Origin of the sequence: Acidovorax sp., from assembly GCF_046294525.1 — a bacterium.
Classification (GTDB): domain Bacteria; phylum Pseudomonadota; class Gammaproteobacteria; order Burkholderiales; family Burkholderiaceae_C; genus Acidovorax.
This window is the reverse complement of sequence record NZ_JBKBKQ010000038.1, coordinates 17,673-36,155: the sequence shown is the minus strand read 5'-3', so window position 1 is coordinate 36,155 and position 18,483 is coordinate 17,673. Positions and strand designations below refer to the sequence as shown.

At 66.3% G+C, this 18,483-nt stretch carries 16 protein-coding genes; 7 read left to right on the top strand and 9 right to left on the bottom strand.

What is annotated here, in order from left to right; translation table 11 throughout:
- Nucleotides 1-455 precede the first annotated feature (455 nt).
- From ACK4HJ_RS21855 to ACK4HJ_RS21840, 4 genes are all read right to left on the bottom strand, one after another.
- Nucleotides 456-1,295, bottom strand: a complete 840-nt coding sequence (locus ACK4HJ_RS21855; RefSeq protein WP_409835484.1) for an ABC transporter ATP-binding protein — start codon at nucleotides 1,293-1,295, stop codon at nucleotides 456-458.
- Nucleotides 1,292-2,269 (bottom strand): nitrate ABC transporter permease, encoded by a 978-nt coding sequence (gene ntrB / locus ACK4HJ_RS21850; protein ID WP_409835482.1) that lies wholly within the window; start codon nucleotides 2,267-2,269, stop codon nucleotides 1,292-1,294. Before ntrB ends, ACK4HJ_RS21855 begins: the two co-directional genes overlap by 4 nt.
- A gap of 63 nt (nucleotides 2,270-2,332) precedes the next feature.
- Nucleotides 2,333-3,577, bottom strand: coding sequence for a CmpA/NrtA family ABC transporter substrate-binding protein (locus ACK4HJ_RS21845; protein ID WP_409835480.1), 1,245 nt, complete (start codon nucleotides 3,575-3,577; stop codon nucleotides 2,333-2,335).
- A 507-nt stretch (nucleotides 3,578-4,084) separates the two neighbouring features.
- Nucleotides 4,085-4,714: an ANTAR domain-containing response regulator gene (locus tag ACK4HJ_RS21840; RefSeq protein WP_409835478.1), complete on the bottom strand. Its 630-nt coding sequence runs from the start codon at nucleotides 4,712-4,714 to the stop codon at nucleotides 4,085-4,087.
- A gap of 208 nt (nucleotides 4,715-4,922) precedes the next feature.
- On the opposite strand from ACK4HJ_RS21840, the gene ACK4HJ_RS21835 reads away from it, so the two are divergent.
- Nucleotides 4,923-6,089, top strand: a complete 1,167-nt coding sequence (locus ACK4HJ_RS21835; RefSeq protein WP_409835477.1) for a branched-chain amino acid ABC transporter substrate-binding protein — start codon at nucleotides 4,923-4,925, stop codon at nucleotides 6,087-6,089.
- Between the two features lie 82 nt (nucleotides 6,090-6,171).
- Nucleotides 6,172-7,233, top strand: coding sequence for a tRNA (adenosine(37)-N6)-threonylcarbamoyltransferase complex transferase subunit TsaD (gene tsaD / locus ACK4HJ_RS21830; protein WP_409835475.1), 1,062 nt, complete (start codon nucleotides 6,172-6,174; stop codon nucleotides 7,231-7,233).
- A gap of 95 nt (nucleotides 7,234-7,328) precedes the next feature.
- Here tsaD and ACK4HJ_RS21825 read toward each other — a convergent pair whose 3' ends face one another.
- Nucleotides 7,329-8,501 (bottom strand): pyridoxal phosphate-dependent aminotransferase, encoded by a 1,173-nt coding sequence (locus tag ACK4HJ_RS21825; protein ID WP_409835473.1) that lies wholly within the window; start codon nucleotides 8,499-8,501, stop codon nucleotides 7,329-7,331.
- 88 nt (nucleotides 8,502-8,589) lie between these two features.
- On the opposite strand from ACK4HJ_RS21825, the gene ACK4HJ_RS21820 reads away from it, so the two are divergent.
- From ACK4HJ_RS21820 to ACK4HJ_RS21800, 5 genes are all read left to right on the top strand, one after another.
- Complete coding sequence (locus ACK4HJ_RS21820) at nucleotides 8,590-10,026, top strand: NAD-dependent succinate-semialdehyde dehydrogenase (protein WP_409835488.1); 1,437 nt, start codon at nucleotides 8,590-8,592, stop codon at nucleotides 10,024-10,026.
- A 189-nt stretch (nucleotides 10,027-10,215) separates the two neighbouring features.
- On the top strand, nucleotides 10,216-10,989 hold the full coding sequence (locus ACK4HJ_RS21815; protein WP_409835471.1) for a hypothetical protein: 774 nt from the start codon (nucleotides 10,216-10,218) through the stop codon (nucleotides 10,987-10,989).
- Between the two features lie 41 nt (nucleotides 10,990-11,030).
- Nucleotides 11,031-11,519, top strand: coding sequence for a MarR family winged helix-turn-helix transcriptional regulator (locus ACK4HJ_RS21810; RefSeq protein WP_409835469.1), 489 nt, complete (start codon nucleotides 11,031-11,033; stop codon nucleotides 11,517-11,519).
- Nucleotides 11,516-11,677: a hypothetical protein gene (locus tag ACK4HJ_RS21805; RefSeq protein ID WP_409835467.1), complete on the top strand. Its 162-nt coding sequence runs from the start codon at nucleotides 11,516-11,518 to the stop codon at nucleotides 11,675-11,677. Before ACK4HJ_RS21810 ends, ACK4HJ_RS21805 begins: the two co-directional genes overlap by 4 nt.
- A gap of 280 nt (nucleotides 11,678-11,957) precedes the next feature.
- Entirely contained in the window at nucleotides 11,958-12,200 is a 243-nt protein-coding gene (locus ACK4HJ_RS21800) for a GNAT family N-acetyltransferase (protein WP_409835486.1), read from the top strand.
- 24 nt (nucleotides 12,201-12,224) lie between these two features.
- Here ACK4HJ_RS21800 and ACK4HJ_RS21795 read toward each other — a convergent pair whose 3' ends face one another.
- The 4 genes from ACK4HJ_RS21795 to ACK4HJ_RS21780 form a co-directional block, all read right to left on the bottom strand.
- Entirely contained in the window at nucleotides 12,225-12,566 is a 342-nt protein-coding gene (locus tag ACK4HJ_RS21795) for an antibiotic biosynthesis monooxygenase (RefSeq protein WP_409835465.1), read from the bottom strand.
- A gap of 307 nt (nucleotides 12,567-12,873) precedes the next feature.
- Entirely contained in the window at nucleotides 12,874-15,069 is a 2,196-nt protein-coding gene (locus ACK4HJ_RS21790; RefSeq protein WP_409835463.1) for a TonB-dependent siderophore receptor, read from the bottom strand.
- A gap of 228 nt (nucleotides 15,070-15,297) precedes the next feature.
- On the bottom strand, nucleotides 15,298-16,050 hold the full coding sequence (locus tag ACK4HJ_RS21785) for a TonB-dependent receptor (RefSeq protein WP_409835461.1): 753 nt from the start codon (nucleotides 16,048-16,050) through the stop codon (nucleotides 15,298-15,300).
- A 178-nt stretch (nucleotides 16,051-16,228) separates the two neighbouring features.
- Nucleotides 16,229-18,481 carry a TonB-dependent receptor gene (locus ACK4HJ_RS21780; protein ID WP_409835459.1) on the bottom strand — a complete coding sequence of 751 codons (2,253 nt, stop codon included), beginning with the start codon at nucleotides 18,479-18,481 and terminating at the stop codon, nucleotides 16,229-16,231.
- Nucleotides 18,482-18,483 lie beyond the last annotated feature (2 nt).

Here is an 18,483-nt window from a genome sequence, read left to right as displayed (position 1 = left end):
TGGCCTGTGCGCTGCTGGCCACCTGCAGAGTCTGAGTGGAGACATCGATACCGATAAAAACAGAGTCGGACATGTCCTTTCGCTCCCATCCTTGTCTATGCGAACTGAAAGTTCCTACAACTGTTCGGGTTGCAAGCAAGGACGGTCCGGCGCAGGCGCCCATAGCTCAGGGGCGGGCTTCAATCAAAATCGAATTCAGCCCAGAGGCGCGTCGGGCTACCTGTGCCAGTCCGAGCTTCAAAGATACAAGGCGCTTTGCGCCTTCCCCTTCTCCCGAATGGCTGCGCCATTCGGGAAGGGGGACGACACCAGCGCGGCGGGGCGGCCCTTGCGCGGGTGCACTGGTCTGGGGTCGCGCGCGTGCGGACGCCCTCCCGCTAAGGCACCCCGTAAAAAAAGAGCCCTGCCCCAATAAGGGGAGGGCTCTTTGTCTTGGCGCTGGCGGGGCCGCGAAACTAGGCCGCTTTTTCGACGTGCCCCTGGCGCGTGTAGAGGAAGTCAATCACCGCCTTGCGGTAGTGCACGTACTGCGGGTCTTCAGCCAGTTCCACGCGTTTGCGGGGGCGGGGCAAGTCCACGGACAGCACTTCGCCAATCGTGGCTGCGGGGCCGTTGGTCATCATCACGATCTTGTCGGACAGCAGCACGGCTTCATCCACGTCGTGGGTCACCATGACCACGGTGCTCTGGGTGCGGGCCACGATCTCCAGCAGCTCGTCCTGCAGCTTGGCGCGGGTCAGGGCGTCCAGCGCACCGAAGGGCTCGTCCATCAGCAGCACCTGGGGCTCCATCGACAAGGCGCGAGCGATGCCCACGCGCTGCTTCATGCCGCCCGAGATTTCGCCGGGGCGCTTCTGGCCCGCGTGGGTCAGTCCGACCAGTGCCAGCGCAGCATCGGTGCGGGCCTTGAGCTGGGCCTTGCTTTCCTTGCCGCCAAACACGCGCTCCACCGCCAGGTAGATGTTGTCAAAGCAGGTGAGCCAGGGCAGCAGCGAGTGGTTCTGGAACACCACCGCGCGCTCGGGGCCGGGGCCCTTGATCTCCTTGTTGGCACACAGCAGCGCGCCGTTGGTGGGCGTGGTGAGGCCCGCGATCAGGTTCAAGAGCGTGGACTTGCCGCAACCCGAGTGGCCGATGAGCGCCACGAACTCGCCCTTGGCGATGGTCAGGTTGATGTCCCGCAACGCCGGGAACAGGCCCTTGTTCGTCTTGAAGGTTTGCTCGACGCCGTGGATCTCGATGAACTTGGTGCTCATGGAGGGGTGTACGGATGCTGCCGTGGTGGTCGTGTTCATGCTTTCACCTCTTCAAAAGTAAATGCGGTGGCCAGCTTGATGAGTGCGAACTCCAGCACCAGCCCGACGATGCCGATCACGAAGATCGCGATGATGATGTTCTTGACGTTCAGGTTGTTCCACTCGTCCCACACCCAGAAGCCGATGCCCACGCCGCCGGTCAGCATCTCGGCCGCAACGATCACCAGCCACGCGGTGCCCACGGCCAGGCGCACGCCGGTCAGCATGTAGGGCAGCACGGCGGGGAAGAGGATCTTGGTGGCGATCTTCCACTCGCTCAGGTTCAGCACGCGGGCCACGTTCATGTAGTCCTGCGGCACGCGCTGCACGCCCACGGCGGTGTTGATGATCATGGGCCAGATGGAGCAGATGAAGATGGTCCAGATCGCCGCGGGGTTGGCGCCCTTGAATACCAGGAGGCCAATCGGCAGCCAAGCCAGCGGCGACACGGGCCGCAGCAGGCTAATGAGCGGGTTGAACATGCGCGAGAGGAACGCAAAGCGCCCGATCACAAAGCCCGCGGGAATGCCCACCAGCGCCGCCATGCCAAAGCCGATGGCCACGCGCTGCAGGCTCATCAGCACGTTCCAGCCCACGCCCTGGTCGTTGGGGCCGTTGCGGTAGAACGGGTTGCTGAACACCTCCAGCGCCTGCACCCAAGTGTCCTTGGGGCTGGGGATGTTGCCGCCCGTGGTGGTGGACACCACGGCCCACAGGCCGATGAGCAGGCCCAGGCCGCACAGGGGCGGCAGCACTGCCATCCAAAAGCTGCGCGACAGGGCGGCCCAGTCCCGACGCGGGGCAGCGGCGGCGGGCGCTGGCGCAGCTGCGCTGGCGGCTGCGGCTGCAGCGGTTTGTGATGTTTTTGGGCTTATGGCGCTTGCTGGATAAGCGCTGCTAGCTACGTTATTCATAGCGTTCTGGGCAGCCACTGGGGCCGCGTCCAAGGGGGAGTGAAAGACGGCACTGACCATGGTGTTCTCCTGTGAGGGGGCCGGGTGTGCGGGGCGGGTGCAGGGCGCGATGGAGGCCGATGGTCAAGCCTTGATCTTGAAACCGTCGGCGTACTTGGCCGGGTCCTTGCCGTCCCACACCACGCCGTCGATGAGCTTGCTGGTGCGCATCACGTCCTTGGGCACGCTGATCTTCATGGCGCTGGCGACGGACTTGTACAGGTCCACCTGGTTGACCTCTTTGGCCACGGCCAGGTAGTCGGGGTGGCTCTTGAGCAGGCCCCAACGCTTGTGCTGGGTGAGGAACCACATGCCGTCCGACAGATACGGAAAGTTCACCGCGCCGTCGTTGAAGAACTTCATGTGGTTGGGGTCGTCCCAGGTCTTGCCCAGGCCGTTCTGGTAGCGGCCCAGGATGCGCTGGTTGATCGCGTCGACGCTGGTGTTGACGTACGCCTTGCCCGCCACCGTCTCGGCCATCTTCATCTTGTTGGACAGGCTGGCATCGATCCACTGGCTGGCTTCGAGCACGGCCATCATCACGGCGCGCGTGGTGTTGGGGTACTTCTTGACGAACTCGGCCGTCGTGCCCAGCACCTTTTCGGGGTGGTCCTTCCACAGGTCTTGGGTGGTGTTGGCGGTGATGCCGATGCCGTCCATGATGGCGCGGTGGTTCCAGGGCTCGCCCACGCAGAAGCCGTCCATGTTGCCCACGCGCATGTTGGCCACCATCTGCGGCGGCGGCACGGTGATGAGCTTGGCGCCCGACAGTGGGTTGATGCCCGCCGCCGCCAGCCAGTAGTGCATCCACATCGCATGCGTGCCTGTGGGGAAGGTGCCGGCAAAGGTGTATTCGCGCTTTTCGGTGGCCATGAGCTTGGCAAGCGAGGGGCCGTCCACTGCGCCCTTGTCGGCCAGCGCTTTCGACAGCGTGATGGCCTGGCCGTTGTTGTTGAGGGACATCAGCACGGCCATGTCCTTCTTGGGGCCGGCCGTGCCCAGGTGCACGCCGTAGACCAGGCCGTAGAGCACGTGTGCAAAGTCCAGTTCGCCGTTGACCAGCTTGTCGCGCACGCCGGCCCAGCTGGCTTCCTTGTTTGGCACGATGGTGACGCCGTACTTCTTGTCAAAGCCCAGCACCGAGGCCATGACCACGCTGGCGCAGTCCGTCAGCGGAATGAAGCCGATCTTCACTTCCTTCTTCTCGGGGGCGTCCGACCCCTGGGCATGCACCAGGGCGCGCAGGGCGGGGCTCACGCCCACGGCGCCCACGCTGGCGGCCTGCAGCACGGTGCGGCGGTTGAGGCTGGTTTTGAGCAGATCGGTCATGGAGCGCATCCCTTGTCAATGAGGTGAAAAAGCAAAAAAGGCGTCCTCACGCCGCACCGGCGCTGAGGGCAGCGCGCAGTGCGGGTGGGGACGCCTTTGTCCGGTGTGGGGCTGCCGCCGGGCCATGGGCCTGGCGATGCTGCCCCGGGCAACTCCTACCCGCCGTTGGGTGGGGGCTGCCGGGTTCGACCTACGTTGGTCTTGCACCGTGCTACGCAAGCGGCGTGCCAGCGCTTTCTTGCTCCACCATGGCGCATGGTTGCTTCAATATTGATAGCTTCTGGCGCTTGCTGCACAAGCGCTGAGCCGTGATTCAATTCATGAATCACAAAACGGTGCAGCCTTTTCTTGGTGCTGCACTTGGTTTGTGCGGCGCACCATGCAGGGTGCCGAAATGAGGGGTGGGCGAACCGCAGCAGGGTGCGGGAAGCATCCCGGCAGGGCTGTTGGAGGCGTCAATTGCGGCCGTTGTGACGCCGTGGGCTGGGCCCACAAGCCGGGCGGGTGTCAGCCCAGAAGATCCATCACGTCCAGCATGCGCTGGGCCACATCGGCCAAGCGCAGGCCCTTGTCCATGGCGGTCTTGCGCAGCTTTTCGTAGGCAGCCTGTTCGGTGAGGCCCTGGCGCTGCATCAGAAGGCCTTTGGCGCGGTCGATCACCTTGCGGTCCTTGAGCTCGTTGCGCGCTTCGTCCAACTGGGCGCGCAGCGCCTGCTCGTGCTGAAACCGCGCCATCGCCACATCCAGGATGGGGCGGATGCGCTGCGGTGACAGGCCGGCCACGATGTAGGCCGACACGCCTGCGGCCACCGCGTCCTTCACGTGCGAGGTGTCCTCGTCGTTGGTGAACATCACGATGGGGCGGCGCTCGTCGCGTGTGGCCATCACCACATGTTCCAGCGCGTCGCGGGCCTCGCTTTCGGCGTCCACGATGATGAGGTCGGGCTGCAGCTGGGCCAGGCGCTCGCTCAGGAACACATCGGCCGGCAGCGTGGCCACCAGGTTGAAGTTGTTCTCCAGCAGTCCGATGCGCAGCGCGCGCGAGCGCTCTGCCTGCAGCAGGGCGTGCTCGTCGTCCGGGTCGGTGACGGCCAGGTCGGGGGCCACCACCACGATGCGCAGGGCGTCGGTGGTCATGGCCCGAGCATAAGCAATTTTTACGCCGCAAATTGGTGCATCAAGGCGGTGCGTGTGTGGGCCCGTCGCAGTGCTGCCAGCGTGTTGGGGTTTGTACGGCCTGAAACTTGCTAATAGTTTGAAGGTGGGCAGGGCATACCCGATAGCGCCCGTTCGGCGGCGTCGCATATACATCCAGACACATTGACATATTCACAAGGGTTTTTGCATGAACAAGCACATGGACCGGCGCGGTTTTGTGGCGCGACTGGCGTTGACGGGGTTGGCTGCGGCGGCAGCCGTGGTGCTGGCGGGGTGTGGCAAGGTGCCCGACACCATCAAGATCGGCGTGGCACAGCCGCTCAGTGGCCCGCTGGGCGCACTGGGACAGGACCTGCTGAACGGCGTGAACATGGCTGTCGCCGAGCTGAACAAGGGCGGCTACACCGTGGACGGCAAGCGCGTGACGCTGGAAGTGGTGTCGGTGGACGACAAGGCTGATGCCGCCACGGGCAAGACCGTGGCACAGCAGCTGGTGGATGCGGGGGTGGTCGCCGTCATCGGGCACCTGAACTCGGGCGTCAGCATTGAAACGGCCCCCATCTACGCCGCCAAAAGCATCCCGCAGATTGCCATCTCCACCAACCCCAAATTCACGCAACTGGGCTTTCCCACCACCTTCCGCATGGTGGCCAACGACACCCTGCAGGCGCGTGCCATCGGCTCGTTTGCCGCCACCCAGCTGGGCGCCACGCGCTATGCCGCACTGGACGACGGCACGCCCTATGGCAAGGGTCTGGCCGACGGCGCTGCCGAGCAGCTCAAGGCCGAGAAAAAAGAAGTGGTGGTGCGCAAATCGTTTGACGACAAGACGGTGGCGTTCGAGGCGCTGGCGGGCGAACTCAAGGCAGCCAAGGTCGAGGTGATCGTCTCCACACTCAACGACTTCCAGGCGCTGGCATTGCTGGAGGCGCTGCGGAAGGTGGACCACACCAAGATCAGCCTGCTGGGCGGCGACACCATCAAGACCACCGACATGACCAAGGCGATGGGCATGGTGGAGGGCATCTACGCCACGTCCCCCGTGCTGGAGGCCAAGGAGTTCACCACCGGCAAGCCCTTCCTGGAGAAGTACATCGAGGCGTACAAGAAGCCGCCCGCATATGGCGGCCACTACAGCTACGACAGCACCTACGTGCTCTCGGCCGCCATCCAGAAAGCCAAGTCGGCCGACCCCAAGGACATCACCAAGGCCATGCACAGCATCAACGGTTATGCACCGGTGATTGGCACCATGACCTGGGACGACAAGGGCGAGCAGCGCTACGGCGCCGTAGGCGTGTACGAGCTGCGCGCGGGCGCTTGGGAGCTGCGCATGCGCTCCGACCGCTGGTAGCACGACGGTCGCGCACCGTTGGCGAAGCGGAACGACCCCGCACCGGACGGCCGCAGGGCCCGGGTTTTACACTCGGGCCATCATGAGTCTGCTGATCCTTGGTATCGAATCGTCGTGCGACGAGACCGGTGTCGCCCTGGTCCGATCCACCGGCGATGCCGTACCCACCCTCCTGTCCCACGCGCTGCACAGCCAGATCGACATGCACCAGGCCTATGGCGGCGTGGTGCCCGAGCTGGCCAGCCGCGACCACATCCGCCGCGTGCTGCCGCTGGCCACCCAGGTGCTCACGGAATCCGGCCAGACCCTGGCCGATGTGGACGTGGTGGCCTACACGCGTGGACCGGGCCTGGCGGGCGCGTTGCTGGTGGGGGCGGGCGTGGCCTGCGCCCTGGGCGCAGCGCTGGGCAAACCCGTGCTGGGCGTGCACCATCTGGAAGGGCATTTGCTGTCGCCCTTTCTCAGTGCCGATCCGCCCGAGTTTCCATTTGTGGCGCTGCTTGTGTCCGGCGGCCACACCCAGCTGATGCGCGTGGACGGCGTGGGCCGCTACCGGATCCTGGGCGAAACGATCGACGACGCCGCGGGCGAGGCGTTCGACAAATCCGCAAAACTGATGGGCCTGGGTTACCCCGGCGGGCCGGCGCTGTCGCGCCTGGCAGAGCAGGGCAGTGCCACGGCCTTCAAGCTGCCACGCCCGTTGTTGCACAGCGGCGACCTGGATTTTTCGTTTGCCGGCCTCAAGACCGCCGTGCTCACGCAGGCCAAGAAGCTGGGCGACGAACTGAAGGCCCACAAGGCCGACCTGGCCGCCAGCACCGAAGCCGCCATTGTGGAAGTGCTGGTGAAGAAGACGCTGGCCGCGCTCAAGCAAACCGGCTTGAAACGCGTGGTGGTGGCGGGCGGCGTGGGTGCCAACCGGCACCTGCGCGCGCAGCTGAATGCCGCGTGCGCGCAGAACAAGGTGCGCGTGCACTATCCCGAGCTTCACCTGTGCACCGACAACGGCGCCATGATCGCCATGGCCGCCGCCATGCGCCTGCAAGCCGGGCAGCAAGAGACCAACACCGACTACGCCTTCGACGTGAAGCCCCGCTGGCCGCTGGATGCCATTACGGCCTCTGCCGCACCTGCGGCGGGGTGAAATCCAAGCAAAAATGGCCTCTAGCGCTTACCCAGTAAGCGCTGGTAGCTATCTTTTTTGGTAGTTCTTGCTCGTCCACACTCAGCGCAGCGCTGTCACGCCTGCAGCCAGCCGCGCAGGCGCTTGACGCCTTCGTCCAACCGACCCACATCCTGGCTGGCAAAACACCAGCGCAGCCACCCGCTCGCCTCACCGCCAAACGCGCTGCCGGGCGCCAGCCCCAGGCCCGCTTCGCGCACCAGCCGCTTGGCCAGCGTGAGGCAGTCGTCGTGCCCCTCGATGCGGAAAAACGCGTACATGCCGCCGCGTGGCGTAGCCACCGACACGCCCGGCACATCGGCCAGCAACGGCACCAGCACATCGCGGCAGCGGTGCAGGTGCGCCACCAGGCCCGGTGTCACCTCGGCCGTGCGCTGCAGCGCCACCGTGGCGCCGCGCTGCACGAACACTGGCGCGCATGACGTGTTGAACTCGATCAGCTTACCCACCGCGTGGGTGAGCGCGGGCGGCAGCACCAGCCAGCCCAGGCGCCAGCCCGTCATCAGAAAACTCTTGGAGAAGCTGTGCGTCACGATGAGCCGGTCCTCCGGCTCGGCCACGTCCAGAAAGCTGGGCGCGGCGCCGTTGGCCGTGTCGCCCGCGTAGTACAGGCGCTCGTACACCTCGTCGGCCAGCACCCAGGTGCCGGTGCTGCGGCAGTGCGCCAGGATGGTGGCCTGCTCTTGCCGCGTCAGCGTCCACCCCGTGGGGTTGTTGGGGGCGTTGACCACCAGCAAGCGCGTGCCGGGCGTGATGGCCGCCAGCAGCACATCCATATCCAGCTGCCATGCGCCCTGCGCGTCGGCCACTAGCGGCACGGTGCGAACCCGCGCGCCCAGAATGCGCGGCTGCGCCACCAGGTTGGGCCACACGGGCGTGACCAGCACCACCTCGTCGCCTGCATCCACCAGCGTCTGCACGGCCAGCATCAGGCCGTTGACGCCGCCCGAGGTCACGGCCACGCGGTCGAACCACGCATCGGTGTGCACCTGCGGATGCAGGCCGTGCATGTAGCCCGCAATCGCGTGGCGCAACTCGGGCAGCCCCAGGTTGTGGGCGTAAAACGTCTCGCCGTGCTGCAGCGAGGCAATGGCCGCCTCGCGGATGAAGCCGGGCGTCACCTCGTCGCTCTCGCCAAACCAGAACTTCAGCACATCGCTGCGCCCCAGGCCCTCATTGGCCACTTCGCGGATGCGCGACTCTTCGAGGCTTTGGACTATTTCTCGCATGCAATCTCCTTGAAATACACAGCCATCATCGCAGGCGTATAGTCGTTTTTTTGATTTTTTCACCACCTTGGCTGACCAACCAACGCTCATGACCTATCCCAACACCCAGCTCTTCATCGCAGGCCAGTGGCAAGACGCCGCTGAAGGCAAGACCCTTGCCGTGTTCAACCCCGCCACGGGCAAGGAAATCGGCCGCGTGGCCCATGCCACCAAGGTCGATCTGGACCGCGCGCTGGACGCCGCACAAAAGGGTTTTGAAGCCTGGCGCGACATGCCTGCCGCCGAGCGCGCCAAGACCATGCGCCGCGCAGCGGCCCTGATGCGCGAGCGCGCCGAGGCCATTGCCGCCATCATGGTGCAAGAGCAGGGCAAGCCCCTGGCGGAGGCCAAGGTCGAAACCATGGCGTCGGCCGACATCATCGAATGGTTTGCCGACGAATCGCTGCGCGTGTATGGCCGCATCGTGCCCTCGCGCAACCTCAAGGCCACGCAGATGGTGCTGAAGGACCCGGTGGGCCCCGTGGCGGCCTTCACGCCCTGGAACTTCCCCATCAACCAGGTGGTGCGCAAGCTGGCCGCCGCGCTGGGCGCCGGTTGCTCCATTCTGGTCAAGGCACCCGAAGAAACCCCCGCCAGCCCCGCCGAGCTGATCCGCGCGTTTGCCGATGCCGGTGTGCCCGCAGGCACCGTGGGCTTGGTCTATGGCGACCCGGCCGAAATCTCCAACTACCTGATCCCGCACCCCATCATCCGCAAGGTCACGTTCACCGGTTCCACCCCCGTGGGCAAGCAACTGGCCGCGCTGGCGGGCAAGCACATGAAACGCGTGACCATGGAACTGGGCGGCCACGCGCCGGTCATCGTGGCGGAAGACGCCGACCTGGAGCTGGCCATCAAGATCAGCAGCGGCGCCAAGTTCCGCAACGCGGGCCAGGTCTGCATCTCGCCCACGCGCTACCTGGTGCACGAAAGCATCCGTGCCGACTTTGTGGCCGCGTTCGCCAAGTACGCCCAAGGTCTGAAGGTGGGCGATGGCCTCACGGCAGGCACGCAGATGGGCCCGCTGGCCAATCCGCGCCGCATCACCGCCATGGCCGACTTGATGGCCGATGCGGTGCAGCAGGGCGCCAAGCTGGTCACGGGTGGCGAGCGCATCGGCACCGAAGGCAACTTCTTCCAGCCCACCGTGCTGAACGACGTGCCCCTGTCGGCCCGCATCGTGAACGAAGAGCCCTTTGGCCCCGTGGCCGCTGTGCGCGGGTTCGAGAAGATCGAAGACGCCATCGCTGAAGCCAACCGCCTGCCGTTTGGCCTGGCCGGTTACGCCTTCACCTCGTCGCTGAAGAACGCGCACCTGCTGGCCCAGCGGCTGGAGGTGGGCATGCTGTGGATCAACCAGGCGGCCGCTCCGGCCGCAGAGCTGCCGTTTGGCGGCCTGAAGGACTCGGGCTACGGCTCTGAAGGTGGCCCCGAGGCCATCGAGGCCCATCTGAACACGCGCCTGGTGTCGATCATGAACGTGTGAGTGTGACCACCGCGCTTTCTGAACAGGTTCTGAGCGCGTGGTTCGCAGGCCCCCGGTGCCATGGGCATCGGGGGCCTGTTTGTTTTTGGAAGACTGCATGGGGCGGCACAATGGCGTGGCTTTGAAGATCTGAGGCCATCGTAGGTGGCAGTTACCCAGCGCCCCCCCCAATTCAGGAGTGCCCCGCCCATGCTGACCCGGCAATGCCTTGCCCTCATCGTTGCGCTGGCCTGCGTGTCGCCTGCCTGGGCGGGCATGGATCAGGAAGGCTCCAGCCAGCGCCCTGGGCTGTTCTTTGCGTGGCTGTCGCCCGACGATGGCCCGGTGTGGGCGACTTTTGAGAACCCCGCGCACCTGCAGCAAATGGTGCGGCACTGCCATACCGGCGCGCCAGTGTTTGCGCTGCAGGCTGGCACCCGCTACCAGTGCAAGGCGGAACTGCCGCCGAAGTCTGCCGGGCAGGAGGAGCCCTACGCTGCAGGCATGACCGTGCAAGGGCCCGTGCCGCAATCAGACACCCGGCAGTACCGGATCTTCGCCCTCACGCCGCCGCGCACGCCCCAGTGGCTGGTTGCAGAACCCGACGCCGAGCAGCTGGGCGCACTGCAGTCGTTTGTGCAGTCGGACGACCGCCGGTTTGGCGCGCTGCGCCGCCAGCTCCAATGGGGTGCTGCACGCACGGTTCAGCAGCCCCAGGGCGCACGCACCACCGTGGTGGTGCCTGGCAGGGTGGTGCGCGACCGGGACGCTTTTTACGGAGCCCAGCGGCACCATGTTTTTGTGCGTGGCAGTAGCGGCTATGCCTACATGGGCGAGGTGCCCGGCAAGCCCGACAGCTACGTGGACATCGACGGCAACGATCTGCCGGGGCTGGTGGTGTCGGAGGGGTGTGACGGCTGGTGCGTGTCGCTGTGGGGCCTGACGGGCGGGCTACGGCAGGTGGCGCGGTTTGGCGGGCATTGAGAGGATGCCCTCTCAGGCTGCTCTCCGAGCACGGCATTGACATGCCGGCCGCCCACTTCCCCCTGCTGGCTGCGCTGCACTGGCACGGCGCCCTTGGCGTTGGTGAACTCAGCCAGGCCGTGGGTGTGTGCCAGCCCGTGGTCACCCGGTCACTGAAAGGTCTGGCAGACAGCGGTTTGGTGCAGTCCGAGTCCGTGGAAAGCGACCGGCGCGTGCGCAAGGTGGTGCTGACCGACCAAGGCCATGCGCTGGTGAACCGTGCCCAGCGCGACGTGGGGCCGCTGATCGAAGCCGCGGTGGCCCAGGTGTGCGCACCCCTGGAAGGTCCGCTGCTTGAGCAGCTTGCCGCGCTGGAGGCTGGGCTTGCGCGCACCTCGCTGCTGCAGCGTTCTGCAGCCACCATCGCCACCGAGCGCGCTGCGCGCCCCGGAGCGGGCGGCAAAAACGGCACCCGCAAGGGTGTTGGCACCAAAGGGGACAAGGCCCGCACTCCACCCGCCGCGCATCCGTCCCGGGAGAAGAAAGCATGACGACGACCACCGATCCATTCGCCAGCCCGGTATGGGCATCGCTGTGTTACGCACCGGCGCTTGCGGAAGGTGACGCGCTGGCCCGCCGCTACCGGCGCGACATCCACCTTTTCGCGTCACCCGCGACGACAGCGATGCGGCCAGCGTGGCAGCGATGACGCCCCTGGTCGCCCCTGGTGAGACCGTGTTCATCCTGCAGGCCCAGCCCGCCCCTGTGCCGCCAGGCCTGTAAGCGCTGCGCCGCGCAGAGGGGGTGCAGATGCTGGCATTGAGGCCAGTGGAGCCAGGGGCGGGCGCTGAGGAAGTGATCGAACTGGGCGATGCCGATGCCGCAGACATGCTCGCCCTGGCCCAGCTGACGGAGCCCGGGCCCTTTCTGCCGCGCACCCACACCGTGGGCTGCTTCGTCGCATCCGTGTCGGTGGCCAGTTGGCAGCGATGGTCGGCGAGCGCATGCGCTTTGCAGGCGGCACCGAAGTCAGCGGCGTCTGCACCCGCCCCGACTTTCGCGGCCACGGCTTTGCGCGCCGCTTGTCATCGGTGGTGGCGCACGCTATTCAGCAGCGCGGCGACCAGGCGTTTTTGCACGCGTGGGCGACGAATGCGGCGGCGATTGCGTTGTATGAGAGCCTGGGATTCAGGGTGCGCACGGCGGTGCATGTGATGGTGCTGGGGCGGTAGGTTCCACAGCGGATTTCAAGCGGCTCACACCGCTGCATACACACCCAAGTCTCCGTCCACCCCCAGCCGCTGCATGAATGCCTTCGGGTCAAAGCCGCTGCTGGCAAATTGCTTTTGCATCACGGCCGCTGCCGCGTCCACCGACGCCTGGTCTTGCCATTCCACCCAGGTCAGCACATTGAACCGGCCCGGACCGCCCAAGTCAGTCAGCACGGCGGCGTGGGTACAGCCGGGTTGGGCTTGTAGTGTGGTTTGCAGATGCTTCATCTGCGCGACAAATTCGTCCACAGCTGGCGTGGGAGCGGCGAACTTGTCGATGCGAAATCGGGCGGTGGCGCGGTGAGTTTTGGCGTGGTTGGCTGGCATGGAGGGCCTTGGTTGGGTGGTCGTAGTAAAAGGATGCGCCCGCAGAAGAATGTGCGGTGCGGGGCATGCTAAAAGCTCAAGCGAAGTTGAGGTCAAGCGGATTTTTAGGCGTGCGCCAAGTGCCGTCTTTGGCGCATCGGTCCAGGCACATAAAAGCCCCGGTGCCTTGCATGCCGGGGCTTCTGGATACTCATCTTTTGATAGCTGATAGCGCTTGATGGTTAAGCGCTAGAGGTCATTTTGGCTTGAAATTTTTCAATAGCCAGGCGTTTCAGCTGTCGAGAGCCTGCCTGTTGCAACCACCCGATCAAAACCGGTACGTCGAAGTCAACGTATACGTCCGCGCCTGCCCATAGAAGCAATCGCCCCGTGCCAGGCACTGGGTGATGTGCACCTTGTCCGTCACGTTGACCACGTTGAACGCCACGCGCCAGTCGCCTGCGTCGTACGCCACCATGGCATCGGCCAGCGTGGCGGCCGGGGTGCTGATGGCGCTGGTGCCGCTCCATTGCGATCCTGTGTAGCGCACGCCCGCGCCCACCGTCCAGCCCCCGCGGCCTTGCGCTGCAAAGCGGTGGCTCAGCCAGGCAGATGCGGTGTGTTTGGGCACGCTGGCCACGGGCTGGCCCTGGTCGCCGGTGTTGCTGCGGGCTATTTTTGCGTCGGTGAAAGCGTAGCCCAATGTGAAGTCCCAGTTGCGCGCCAGGCTGGCCTGCACCTCGGCCTCGAAGCCTTTGACCTTCACCTCGCCGATCTGCAGGCTGTTGAGCGGGTGGCTCGGGTCGGTGGTCTTGCGGTTCTTTTCGCGCAGCTGGTAGACGGCGGCAAAGGCATTGATGCCCTGGCCGGGAGGCTGCCACTTCACGCCAGCCTCCCATTGCTCGCCGCGCTGGGGTTTGAAGGGCGTGCCGTAGGCATTGGCGCCGCCCAGCGGCTGGAAGGACTCGGAGTAGCCCGCATACGGGGCCCAGCCACCGTCCATCTGGTAGGTGACGCCCGCCCGTTTGGTCCAGGCCTTGTCGTCCACGGCCGCGGCGGGGCGGCCTTCGGTGTCGGTCCTGGCGTTGTCGTGGCGCAGGCCCACTGTGGCAGTGAAGCGGTCCCACTTGATCTGGTCCTGCAGGTAAAAGCCCAGCTGCTTTTGCACCACGCTGGGCTGGCGCACCAGCTGCGACGCGGTCGGCGGTGTGAAGTTGCCGTACACCGGGTTGTACACGTCGATGGCGGGCGCCACGGCGCGCCAGGCCTGCTGGCCGGTGTGGTTGCGCTGCACGTCCAGGCCCGCCAGCAGCGTGTGTTCGGTGTTGCCGGCTTTGAGCTTGCCTTCCAGCTGCGTGTCGATCAGCAACATGCGGCCGGTGTTGATGTTCCACACCGCGTCGCGCACCACGGTGCGGTTGTCTGCGTTGAACACGGGGCGTGCTGGGCGGCCCGCAGCGGCGTTGGCGGTGAAGCTGGTGTAGATGGTGCGGTAGTCCACCTCGCTTACCGTGCGGCGCAAGTTCTGGCGCACGGTCCAGTCGGCGTTCAGCCGGTGGCTGAAGAGGTAGCCCCATGAGTTGTTGGTGGTGTCATACGCGTCCCAGCCCGGCTCGCTGATAAAGGTGTTGCGCGGAATCTGGCCGTACTGGCTGGGCAGCTGCGTGCCCTGCCACGGGAAGAATCCGATGAGCGAGCCGCTTTTGTCTTTCTGGTGTAGCGCCTGCAGCGTCAGCGACGTGTCGGCGTTGGGCTTCCACGTCAGCGATGGCATCAGCACCATGCGGTCGTCATCCACATGGTCCACCTGCGAGCCGCTGTCGCGGCCCACGGCCACCAGGCGGTAGAGCCACTGGCCGTCCTGGTCGAGCGCGCCGGTCAGGTCGGCCGCCATCTGCTTGCGGTTGTTGTTGCCCAGCTGCACCTGCACTTCGCGCAGCGTTTCGGACTGCGGGCGTTTGCTGGTCAGGTTGAGCACGCCGCCCACGCTGCCCTGGCCATACAGCACCGATGTGGGACCGCGCAGAAACTCCACCCGCTCCAACGTGTACGGGTCGGGGCGGCTGGTGTTGTAGGTGCCGTAGGTGCGCAGCAGTCCGTCCTGGTATTGGCTGACGGTGCCGCCGCGTGCGTTGAAGCTGTCCACGCGGCTGTCGAAATAGTTCGACACCGCACCGGCCGTGTACGCCGTTACCTGACGCAGCGTCTGCACGCCCTGGGCTTCCATCTGGTCGCGCGTGATCACGCTGATGGCCTGCGGGGTTTCGATGAGCGGGGTGTCGGTCTTGGTGGCGCTCAGGGCGCGCTTTGCCACATAGCCCGTGACGGGGGCGGTGGGGTTTTGTGCCTCGGTGCCGGAGGTCACGGTGACCGGGGCCAGCGTGGTCTCCAAGGCGGCCGGACCGGCCGTCTGTGCATGGGCGGTAGCGCCGCAAAGCAGCAGCAGGGCTGCGTGTGCGGCCTGGGCGATGGCGGTGCGTGGTGCGCGGAGCGCAGCCTCCGGTGCCGATGGGCTGGAATGCATGATCAAGTATCAAATTAATAGCTGCCAGCGCTTTCTGGTATTGCGCTGGAGCCGGTTTTTGTTAGAAATTTGGTCGCAACGGGCGCCCTCTGGCAGAGCCACTGGCGCGGGGGGCGTGCGGTGCGATCCCGCTCTCCCGCAGCCGACGGCGGCGGGCCGCGGTCGGCTGGCGGTCGTCTGCGGTTGTTGCAGCGGGGCTCGTTGGCGTGTTTCGCTGAACGGTCTGGCTTACTGCGCGGCGGCCGCCGTGGCGGCCGGAGGCAGAGGTGGCGACGCCATGCCGTCGGCCAGCACAAACGTGAGCGTGGTCACGTAGCTGGCTTCGCCGTACTTCTCGCCCTGGGCTTCGCCGGGGGTCTTGTCGGTGTGCTTCACCTCGGCCACGTACTGGCCCTTCCAGGGCGTGGCGAAGATGACGGTGCCGTCTTCGCCCGTTTCGGCCTCGCGCGTCCAGCCTGATGGCGCGGCCAGCTGCACCTTCGTCCTGGGCAGGGGCTTGCCGTGGTAGACCACCTTCAGTTCGCCCGGCTTGCCGGTGGGCACCAGGTCCAGCGGTGCGGTGGGTGCCACGGGCTGGGCCAGGTCGGCCACCCAGCGAGCGGAGGGCTGCCACACCATGGCGGGCAGGTTGCGCTTGCTGCGGTCGAGGAGCGGGTAGGTGGGCGCGGCAAACAGCGTGCGCGGCGTGCCGGCCACGGTGTAGGTGAAAGCATCCTTGCCCCGCTGGCCATCCACGCGCGGGGCGCTGGCGCCTGGGCCCTGCTGCTCCAGCGCGGGCACGCCCTTGAACTTGTCGAGCAGGCCGGGCGATGTCTCGCGCAGGTTCTCGTTGAACTCGCCAAAGTGCAGGCGCGCCTGGCCGCCCGCGTTCTCCAGCCACACCTGGTGGGCGTGGGCAGCCGTGGTCAGGGTGGCGGCCAGGCCGGCGCTGGCCAGCAGGGTGGCGAGCAAGGGGCGATGAAGGGTCGAGGTAAAAGACATGGACGGTTTCCTTTCGAAGATTGCAACAAACACGCGGCACGGCGCAGCCCCTCGCGGGGGGGGCGATGCGTGTGCTCTCATTTCAGTAGCTGCCGGCGCTTGGTGGTCAAGCGCTAGGTGGCGTTTTGGGCCTGATCTCAGCGCCCAGGGCCCAAGGGCCTTGAAGAAACGGGACGGGTCAGAAATCCACGCTCACACTCAGCGACAGCGTGCGTGGCGCGCCCACCACCAGGTAGCCTGCGCTGGGGTAGCCGCCCACCGACGCCCAGTAGTTGCGGTTGGTCAGGTTGTCGATGCGCGCGCGCAGCGTGACGAGCTTGCCTTGCACTTCCGTCATATAGCGGGCACCCACATCCAGCCGGTTCCAGCCCGGTACGCGCAGGGTGTTGATGGCGTTGGCATAGCTGGCGCCGGTGTGCACCAGGCGGCCGTCCACGGCCAGGCCGGGTACGCCGGGCACATCCCACTCTGCCCCCAGGTTGGCCTGCAGCTTGGGCACGCCAATCACGCGCTGGCCATCGGTGGCGGCGGCGCCGGTGCGCAGCTGCTTGGCGTTGAGCCAGGTCAGGCCGCCCAGCACGCGCAGGCCCTTGGTGGCCTCGCCTTGCACGGCCAGCTCGATCCCCTGGTGGCGGTCTTTGCCGCTGGTGCTGAAGATGTTGGCGGCGTTCAAAAACGCACGTGGCTTGGTCGTGGAGAACAGCGCCACGCTGCCAGCCATGCGGCCGGCGTCCAACTTGATGCCCACTTCCTTTTGTTTGGAGACATACGGCGCCAGCATCTCGCCCCGGTTGGCGGCGGTGCTGGGGGCCGTCTGGCCCTGGCTCAGGCCCTCCACATAGTTGGCATACACCGACAGGCCTTTGTCCACCTTGTACACGGCGGCCAGCAGCGGGCTGGTGCGGCTTTGGTCGTAGCGGTCGGTCTGCAGCGCAGTGCCGTAGGCGTAGTTGGCAATCTCCATTGTCTGGTGGCGCACGCCCACGGTGAGCAGCAGGCGCTTGTCCATAAGCGATATCGTGTCGCCCAGCGCAAAGCTGGTCAGGCGCGTGCTGCCGGTGCGCAGCGGGTGGGCCAGGTCGCCGCCAAACAATGTGCCGGCGCTGAAGCCCGGCAGGCTGCTGCCCACGGGCGTGTAGAGGTTGGTGGCCTGGGTGTTGCCCCAGTCCATGGCATAGGCGTTTTTCTTGTCGGCGCTGAAGTGCGAAGCCACCGCCACCCACTCATGCCCCACGCCGCCGGTCTGCAGTTGGCCGCGCAGGCCCAGCTCGCCGGTGTTCACACTGTCTTTGCGGGTGTTGTCAAAGCGGTAGGTGCTGGCCGCGCCCGTGCTGGCGTCGGACACCGTCAGGTTGGCCAGCGAGTTGGCCTCTTCGCCGCGCCGCGCACCGGCAGCGGCCCAGGCCGTGGTGGTGGGTGACAGGTCCCATTCGCCGCGCAGCGTGCCGAAGGTATCGCGCTCGTTCGAATAGCTCCAGGGCTGGGCAAAGTTGGTCTGGTTGTCGGGTGCGGCGGGTACGGTGGTGACCGCGCCGCCCAGCGTCACGTTGGTGCGGGTGTTCTTGAGCTGGTGGTCTTGCCAGCCGATGTCGCCCGACAGGCGCACGTCGCGGCTGCGCCAGTCCAGGCCCACGGCCACCACGCCCAGCTTCACGTCTTCGTGGTCCACCGCCGTGCCGCCATTGCGGGCCGCGGCGTTCACGCGCACGCCGGTGCTGCCGTTGGGTCCGAAGCGGCGCGCAATGTCTGCCCCGATCTGGGTCTGCCCGCCGCTGGCCACGCCGAATGTCACGCGGCTCAAAGGCTCGTTGGGTGCGCGCTTGGGCAGCAGGTTGATGCTGCCGCCCAGCCCACCGCCGTTGGGGCTTGCGCCGTTCAGGAAGGCCGAGGCGCCACGCAGCACCTCCACGCGCTCGAACAGCTCGGTGGCGATGTACTGACGCGGCAGCAGGCTATACAGGCCGTTGTAGGCCGTGTCGTCCGAATCCAGGATGAAGCCGCGGATGAAGAACGCCTCCTGAAAATTGCCAAAGCCCCGTGCCACGCGCACCGTGGGGTCGTTTTGCAGCACGTCGCCCACGCTGCGCGCGTGGCGGTCCTGGATCAGCTCGTTGGTGTAGCTGGTGATGGAAAACGGCGTGTCCATGGCGTCGCGCGTGCCCAGGATGCCCGCGCGGCCGCCGCGCGCCACCTGGCCGCCGGGGTAGGCGGGCGACAGGCCCTGGGCCGAGGCATCGGCGCTGGCATTCACCGTGACCGTGGACAAGGTCCTGGCCTCACCTTCCGCGGCAGGGGCAGGGGTGGGCTGCGCATGTAGCGCGGGCGTGGCCAGTGCCAGCCATGCCATGGCTGCGGCCAGTGCAACGGGGGTCAAGGCAGGCAGCGCAGGGCGCTGCAGCGAGGCGGTGTGGGATGAGAGTACGGAACGCATGG

Bases quoted from the DNA above. Each gene is read 5' to 3' on its own strand.
- ACK4HJ_RS21845 (WP_409835480.1), bottom strand. From the start codon at position 3,577: ATGACCGATCTGCTCAAAACCAGCCTCAACCGCCGCACCGTGCTGCAG.
- ACK4HJ_RS21780 (WP_409835459.1), bottom strand. From the start codon at position 18,481: ATGCGTTCCGTACTCTCATCCCACACCGCCTCGCTGCAGCGCCCTGCG.
- ACK4HJ_RS21790 (WP_409835463.1), bottom strand. From the start codon at position 15,069: ATGCATTCCAGCCCATCGGCACCGGAGGCTGCGCTCCGCGCACCACGC.
- ACK4HJ_RS21795 (WP_409835465.1), bottom strand. From the start codon at position 12,566: ATGCCAGCCAACCACGCCAAAACTCACCGCGCCACCGCCCGATTTCGC.
- ACK4HJ_RS21785 (WP_409835461.1), bottom strand. From the start codon at position 16,050: ATGTCTTTTACCTCGACCCTTCATCGCCCCTTGCTCGCCACCCTGCTG.
- ACK4HJ_RS21835 (WP_409835477.1), top strand. From the start codon at position 4,923: ATGAACAAGCACATGGACCGGCGCGGTTTTGTGGCGCGACTGGCGTTG.
- ACK4HJ_RS21810 (WP_409835469.1), top strand. From the start codon at position 11,031: ATGCCGGCCGCCCACTTCCCCCTGCTGGCTGCGCTGCACTGGCACGGC.
- tsaD (WP_409835475.1), top strand. From the start codon at position 6,172: ATGAGTCTGCTGATCCTTGGTATCGAATCGTCGTGCGACGAGACCGGT.
- ntrB (WP_409835482.1), bottom strand. From the start codon at position 2,269: ATGGTCAGTGCCGTCTTTCACTCCCCCTTGGACGCGGCCCCAGTGGCT.
- ACK4HJ_RS21805 (WP_409835467.1), top strand. From the start codon at position 11,516: ATGACGACGACCACCGATCCATTCGCCAGCCCGGTATGGGCATCGCTG.
- ACK4HJ_RS21820 (WP_409835488.1), top strand. From the start codon at position 8,590: ATGACCTATCCCAACACCCAGCTCTTCATCGCAGGCCAGTGGCAAGAC.
- ACK4HJ_RS21840 (WP_409835478.1), bottom strand. From the start codon at position 4,714: ATGACCACCGACGCCCTGCGCATCGTGGTGGTGGCCCCCGACCTGGCC.
- ACK4HJ_RS21855 (WP_409835484.1), bottom strand. From the start codon at position 1,295: ATGAACACGACCACCACGGCAGCATCCGTACACCCCTCCATGAGCACC.
- ACK4HJ_RS21815 (WP_409835471.1), top strand. From the start codon at position 10,216: ATGCTGACCCGGCAATGCCTTGCCCTCATCGTTGCGCTGGCCTGCGTG.
- ACK4HJ_RS21800 (WP_409835486.1), top strand. From the start codon at position 11,958: ATGGTCGGCGAGCGCATGCGCTTTGCAGGCGGCACCGAAGTCAGCGGC.
- ACK4HJ_RS21825 (WP_409835473.1), bottom strand. From the start codon at position 8,501: ATGCGAGAAATAGTCCAAAGCCTCGAAGAGTCGCGCATCCGCGAAGTG.